The sequence below is a fragment of the Streptomyces sp. NPDC014995 genome, from assembly GCF_043080745.1.
Taxonomy (GTDB): Bacteria; Actinomycetota; Actinomycetes; order Streptomycetales; family Streptomycetaceae; genus Streptomyces.
On record NZ_JBIBVX010000024.1, the window covers coordinates 108,853 to 114,890 of the forward strand.

The window sequence follows — 6,038 nt, forward strand, 5'->3', positions numbered from 1 at the left end:
CGTGCGGTTAGTTGGCGGACTTGAGCGAGTCGGCACGCTCACGGGCCAGGCGGGCCACCTCGGCGGCGTCGGCGTCGCCGGGTGTACGGGCCACGATGCGCTCCAGCAGGTCCGCCTTACGGCTCATGAGCGCCGCGTACTCAGCAGAGGTGCGGTGCGGGTTCTGGCGGAGCGCGGTCAGGTCGGCGAGGAGTGCGCTGACCTCGGAGATGGAGGGGCGTGACATGGGTTTCCTTCGGGTTCGAGGCATGGGAGGGGTAGGGACGTGGCGCAAGGCGGTCACGCCGACCGTGGGAAGGGGTGCAGTTACTCGATCACCGGGCGCGCGGTGGGCACGGGGGCGGCGGGAGCGGCCACCCCGGCGGGCTCGACGGCGACGACCGGCCGGAAAGGATCGAGGCGGGGCAACTGCGGCACGAGGGCCGAGGTTGCGCGGCATACGGCCGCTGCCTCGTCGAGGGTGAGGTGCGGGGAGCGGGCGCGGGACCAGCCGCCGGAGGAGTCGCCGAGGATCGCGACGCCGGGCCGTTCGGCCGGGATGGCGGTGGCGGCCAGCGCCGCCTCAGGGGAAATGTCGGCCAGCGCCATGTTCGCCGACGACTCGTCGTTCACCCGGTGGCAGACACGGCCGGTGAGCTGGGCACGGAGCATGGTCGCACCCTTGCCGAGTTCGGAGCCGAAACGCTGCCCGCACACTTCCAGGTAGATGCCGGCCGCACGACCGAGCTGGGCGATGCGGATGAGCTTGGTGACCATCGCATCACGGCGCTTCTCGTCGTCCCGGCTCGCCGCGAGGAAGAGTTCCGCCACCTCGTCGACGACGACCACGACCGGCACCGGCCGCACCTTGTCCGGCAGCCCCCACACGTCCGAAGTGAGGACGGTGTCCGGGCCGGCGGAGGCAAGACCGATGAGACGGAACCGCGCCTCCATCTCTTCCAGCAGAGCGTCGAGGAGTTCGTTCGCCCGGTCCGGAGTGTCGGCGAGGGCCGACAACCGCGGCGCGAACGGCGCGAGTTCGACGCCCCACTTGCAGTCGATCCCGACGAGGACGACCGGCTGTCGGGCCAGACCGCACAGCAGGTTGCGCAGGTAGACGGACTTGCCGGACTGCGTGGCGCCGAGGATGAGTTCGTGCGGCACGGCACGGAAGTCCCGTACGTGCCAGCGTCCGTCATCGCGCAGCGCAAGCGGTAGGGAGAGAAGACCGCTGCTCTGCCGCCCGCGCCGAGGGCGCCGTACGTCCGCGAGCACGTCCCAGCCGATCAAACGCAGTTCGAGCCGGCCCGGCTTGGTCGGGCGGATGTGGACGGCGTGAGCGGACCATGCGTGCCGCAGCCGGTCGGCCGAGGCCATGAAGTCCTCGGGCGCCTGCCCGGTCGCCATCCGCAGCCGCATGACGAGGCCGGACCCGGTCGGCAGCGGCAGCGACCGACGAGGCGGTACGGGCGCCGCCTCCCGCCCGATCATCCGGGCCGTGGCCCGCCGGACGGCCGAAGCCGGCACCGTCAGACCACAGGCGTCCATCGTGGCCCGGTAGGTGGCGAGCACTCGCAGCGCGACGAGCGGATAGCCGATGAGCCACCAGAACGCGACCGGCATACGACGACGCAGCACCAGCAGCGCGGTGAGTGCCACCACGCAGAGCGTCAGTGCCCACAAGGTGTCGGTCACGGCGCTCAGCCCTTGACCGGGGAGGGGGCGTTGACCATTACTGCGTCCGCCCGGTAGGCGATGCCGTGACGCATCCGGCCGCCGAACTCGCTCTCCCAGGGCCGGGCGACGAGGCCGGACAGGATGACCGGAGCGCCCATCACCAGGCCCTCACCGATGCCCGGCTCCGGAACGGTCACCTTGATCATGTCCGATCCGCCCTGCGCGATGAACACCAGCTCCAGCACCATGAGCCGCTGGTTGGTCACCGAGTCCACGGCAACCTCACCGGTCTGACGGTCCTTCACCTTCACCTCGGGCAGCTTGGTGACGAGCAGCGTGGCGGCCGAGATGTCTACGGGGATGACTCGCATTTCCTGAACCTCACTGGGTTGGCGGCACCGGCTGTGCGGTGCCGCTGCCTGAGTACCCCCCTAGACAGCTAAGGGGGCGCCCGCCCTAACTGTCTAGGGGGGTTGACGACTACCGTAAACCGACGCACCGTCAACTGTCTAGGGGGGTATACGAACTACTCCCGCAGCGAGCCAGGACAGTCACCGGAGCGGAGCAGGTCGAGGCGACCCACCCCCGGAGAGCAGGTCGCCGCTGCCTACCGTTCAGGGGAAACGCGCACGAACCCCTCGGTCCACTCATCCTCATCAAGCTGGTGCGCGTCTATGACGAAGCAGTCCGGCTCGTCGGAGAAGCCAGGAAGGACCCGCGCTCGGTGCATGCGCTCCTCGGCCCTGTCCTGGGTGGAGTAGACGCCGAGCAGCTTGACGTCGTCGCCGTCCTGCTCGTCGACGTAAACCGTCGCCCCGTCGACATGCAGGGTGGCACCGCCGACACCGGCTTCGTTCTGGTGCCCGATGTGCCACAGCAGATAGACCGTCACGCGCTGGAGGCTACGGCAGAACCCAGTGCACGGCGGTGGCGTCATCCTGGGCCTTGCCGCGCGGCCAGCGCCGACCCTCAGGGTCGCCGGCCTCAGCATCCCGCACGTGGCGGATCAGCCCATCGGGCCCAGACTCACCGAGGACGGCCAACGTGTCCTTCCAGGTGGCGACTTCGAAGCGGTCGACGAGTCGTGTAGCGCCGTCGCTGAGCAGCGTCACGGAGGCCAGCGACTCCAGCGGCACGGACCCGGTGAAGGCGTGCTCCGCAGCCAGTGGATCGGGCCCCGCGATCCAGAAGCCACCCGGCCGATTGCGGAGCCCCGTCAGCGCCTCCCGATACTGGGCCAGGGCGGCAGCGTGCTCGGGTGAACCAGTCGGCAGCCCATCGACCGGCCCGCGCAGCCGCTTGCCGACCACGTCCAGGCGCCGGTCGGTGACGACAGTGGTCGTGCCGTCCTTCTCCGCCAGCAGGAGCGACGAGTCACCCAGCACGAGGTACTGAAGAGTTCCCGCATCGACTCGGACCGCGACGACCGTGCTGGTTGGACTGGCCCGATAGGCCAGGTCACACCCGTCCTCATGCAGGGACCGCACGACGCGGATCGAGTGGGCCAGACAGTCGGCAAGTGGTCGAGCGGGGTGCGCCGTGATCGTGCTCAGCAGCATTCCGCCCAGCGTCGCGGAGAACCAAGCGACGCCATGGGTACACCCGGTATCCACCCCAGCCGTGCCGGCGCCGTCGAGGAGAACGGCCGCTCCAGGAGCGGTGGCCGCGAAGTCCTCGTTCTCCCGGCCCGGTTCGGCGGGCAGTGAGCCGAGGGCGACCCTCACGCCGACGCCTCCTCGTCGTGCCGGTAGAGAGGAGTGAGCAGCTCGACGGAACGCGGCTCGCTGGTGTCGGGGTCGTACTCGACGCCCACCAGCGTGGAGAAGCGATGCTCGCCCACCTGCCCCCACAACGCGTTCAGGTCGGAGGCGAGCAGCTGGACGACGCCGAGGGAACCCTGTGTGTGGATACCGGCGATCGCGAGCAACGAGCCCTTGCCGTCGGGACGCAGCAGCCTGCCGACGTAGCCGACGTCGTACGGGCGGGCCGGGTCGCTGTCCTGACCCGACCGGTACACGGTGCCGGTTCGCCGGTCGACGAGCGTCCAGGGTCCGTCTTCCGCGCGCTCCCAGTGCAGTACGGGATCCTGGGCGTACGTGTCCCACATCTCCTGGGACATGCGCGGGCCGCAGACGACGACCAGGCCGTCACGGTTGAGGTCGATCTCACCGCTCACCGGCACGTGTTCCGAGGTGACGTCGAGACCGTACGACCGCGCCAGGTCTTCCAGACGCTTGCCCGAGCTGACGTCGTCGACGGCGACGACGGTACGGCCGCGTTCGTCGTCCCGCCGGAGCGGGGTGGCGACGGTGACCGCGCCTCGCCCGAGGAAGGCACCTTCCGGCGCCGGCCCGGTGTGGCGGATCTGGTGGATGCGTCCACGACTCAGGCCGGCTTTCGTAGCGATCTGCGCATACGACAGCCCTTGCGCATGGAGGTCCTGAACGACGCGGCGACGGAGCCGGGCGAGTTCGGTCACCTCCTGCTGCGCGTCGGCCAAACGGGTCGTGACCTCCCGCAAGAGCAGGTACGGATCATCGATCGCCATGATGCGCTGCAACTCGTCCGACATGACCTCACCTCCTAGGACTACCCAGGAGTCTAGGGCCCTAGACAAAACGGGGGCGAGCCGCCTGCCCGACTGAACGCCGATCACGTAGAACGCAGCTCTGCGGCGAGGCACACCCCGAGGGCTCACCCTCCGCTGCCTGACGCGCAGCGACGGACCCCCGTCACACGGGGAGCCATCACCCGCTCACCCGCGCCAGGTCCGCCCAGACACAACGTCCGCCCGGCCGGTGCTTCACACCCCAGTCCTTGGCGCACGCCGCGACCAGCAGGAGCCCGCGACCGCCCTCTTCCACCGGACGGGAGACGCTCCGGACCTGGGGCTCCTCATCGCCGCCCTGGTCGATCACCTGGATCCGCACAAGGTCGTCGCTGAAACCGACGACCACCAGGAACCAACCGCGATACCAGCCACTGCGCGTATGCCGGACGGCATTGGCTGCCAGCTCACCGACCACCAGAACGGCGTCCTCGACGAGGCCCGAGCCCTCGTCCTCAAGCAGGGCGGCCACGAAGTGACGAGCCTCGGCCACTTGCCAGGCTTGGCCGGGGAAGATGCGGGACCACTTCTTGGGCATGGGAATACTCCTCTTCGTCTAGGGGGCTAGACGGTGCAGTGAGCAGAGTATTCCTGCACATGACTGAGGGACCAGGCATCTTGAGGAATTATTCCTCTACCGAGTGGTGGAGCCCTCCAGATCCCGGAACTCCTGCATCACCCGAAGCAGCAGTTCCCGCGCCTCGATGCCGAAGATCGCGGCTTCTTCGAAGCGGCTGAACGTCTCCTCATGTGCGGCGACTTCGGCGGAGTCGTCCACGACCCGCTCACCTCGGAAGGTCTCGACAACGACGGCACGCCGGTCGCACAAGGTGAACCCATGACGAGGCATGACCGGCACCGCGCGACGCCAGGGGATGACCCCGATCCGCACGGAGGTCAGACTGTCCACGGCCAACAGCCGGTCGAGTTGGGCGAGCATCAGCGCCGGGCTTCCCGGCCAGGTTCGCAAAACGGCCTCCGTCAGCACGAACGCCGACTCTCGCCCCGGCTCGTACAGAACGCTCTGCCGCTCCACGCGGGCAGCGACAGCACGACCGACGGCCTCAGGGGTGGAGTTGGGCGCGCTCTCGAAGACATGACGGGCGTACTCCGCGCTCTGGAGCATGGCCGGCAGGACGACGCATTGAAAGGAGCGGACGAGTCGAGCTGACCGCACAGCTTCATCGACAGTCGTCCCGGCCAGTGTCTCGTCGGCAGACGCCTCGGCGATGTCCGGTGCGGCTTCCACGGCGTCCAGAAGGTCACGCATCTCACGAGCGGTCGACTCGTCGAGGTCGAGGGCACGCGACAGCCGACGCAAGACGTCGGCACTGGGCACCATCCGCCCGTTCTCAACCTTGGAGACAGTCGGCTGTCCCACCCCAGCCCGCTGAGCCAACACGGCACCCGTCAGACCGGCCTCCGCCCGAAGCCCTCGAAGACGCGCCCCAAGCGCCTTCATCCGCTCCTGCCGCTCACTCCCCATGACCAGGGTTCTACACCACGAGGAAGCCAGCACCGAGCCCGCGGGCCTAGATGATCAACAGCACCCAAAGCATGATTCAAACTTTCTCTACTGGTTCAAGGCGGCTCGCTCCGCTCCCCGCGCGCGGCCCGGCCCCCGGCCGGGCCTGCGCTCCTAATGGTGCGGTAAGACGTTGAGCCGTTCATGATGGCCAAGCGTCTTGGGCGGGTCGGCATGTGGTGATCCGTAGCCGCTCCTGAGGCCTGACCTCTTAAGACAGAGCCGGCCCCACGTGCCTACTTGCCCAGT

8 protein-coding genes are annotated in these 6,038 nt (G+C 68.7%); all 8 read right to left on the bottom strand.

What is annotated here, in order from left to right; translation table 11 throughout:
* Positions 1-7 precede the first annotated feature (7 nt).
* The 8 genes from ACF1A1_RS36195 to ACF1A1_RS36230 all read right to left on the bottom strand — a co-directional run bounded on the left by ACF1A1_RS36195 (position 8) and on the right by ACF1A1_RS36230 (position 5,750).
* Positions 8-226 (bottom strand): hypothetical protein, encoded by a 219-nt coding sequence (locus tag ACF1A1_RS36195; protein ID WP_392005945.1) that lies wholly within the window; start codon positions 224-226, stop codon positions 8-10.
* Positions 227-306: 80 nt separating this feature from the next.
* Positions 307-1,674, bottom strand: coding sequence for an FtsK/SpoIIIE domain-containing protein (locus ACF1A1_RS36200; protein ID WP_392005947.1), 1,368 nt, complete (start codon positions 1,672-1,674; stop codon positions 307-309).
* A 5-nt stretch (positions 1,675-1,679) separates the two neighbouring features.
* Entirely contained in the window at positions 1,680-2,027 is a 348-nt protein-coding gene (locus ACF1A1_RS36205; RefSeq protein ID WP_392005949.1) for a hypothetical protein, read from the bottom strand.
* 236 nt (positions 2,028-2,263) lie between these two features.
* Complete coding sequence (locus ACF1A1_RS36210) at positions 2,264-2,548, bottom strand: hypothetical protein (protein WP_392005951.1); 285 nt, start codon at positions 2,546-2,548, stop codon at positions 2,264-2,266.
* A gap of 10 nt (positions 2,549-2,558) precedes the next feature.
* Complete coding sequence (locus ACF1A1_RS36215) at positions 2,559-3,380, bottom strand: integrase (RefSeq protein WP_392005953.1); 822 nt, start codon at positions 3,378-3,380, stop codon at positions 2,559-2,561.
* Entirely contained in the window at positions 3,377-4,228 is an 852-nt protein-coding gene (locus ACF1A1_RS36220) for a sigma-70 family RNA polymerase sigma factor (protein WP_392005955.1), read from the bottom strand. The genes ACF1A1_RS36215 and ACF1A1_RS36220 overlap by 4 nt, the downstream gene beginning before the upstream one ends.
* Before the next feature lie 175 nt (positions 4,229-4,403).
* Complete coding sequence (locus ACF1A1_RS36225) at positions 4,404-4,802, bottom strand: ATP-binding protein (protein ID WP_392005957.1); 399 nt, start codon at positions 4,800-4,802, stop codon at positions 4,404-4,406.
* A gap of 96 nt (positions 4,803-4,898) precedes the next feature.
* Positions 4,899-5,750: a helix-turn-helix domain-containing protein gene (locus ACF1A1_RS36230; RefSeq protein WP_392005959.1), complete on the bottom strand. Its 852-nt coding sequence runs from the start codon at positions 5,748-5,750 to the stop codon at positions 4,899-4,901.
* Positions 5,751-6,038: the final 288 nt, after the last annotated feature.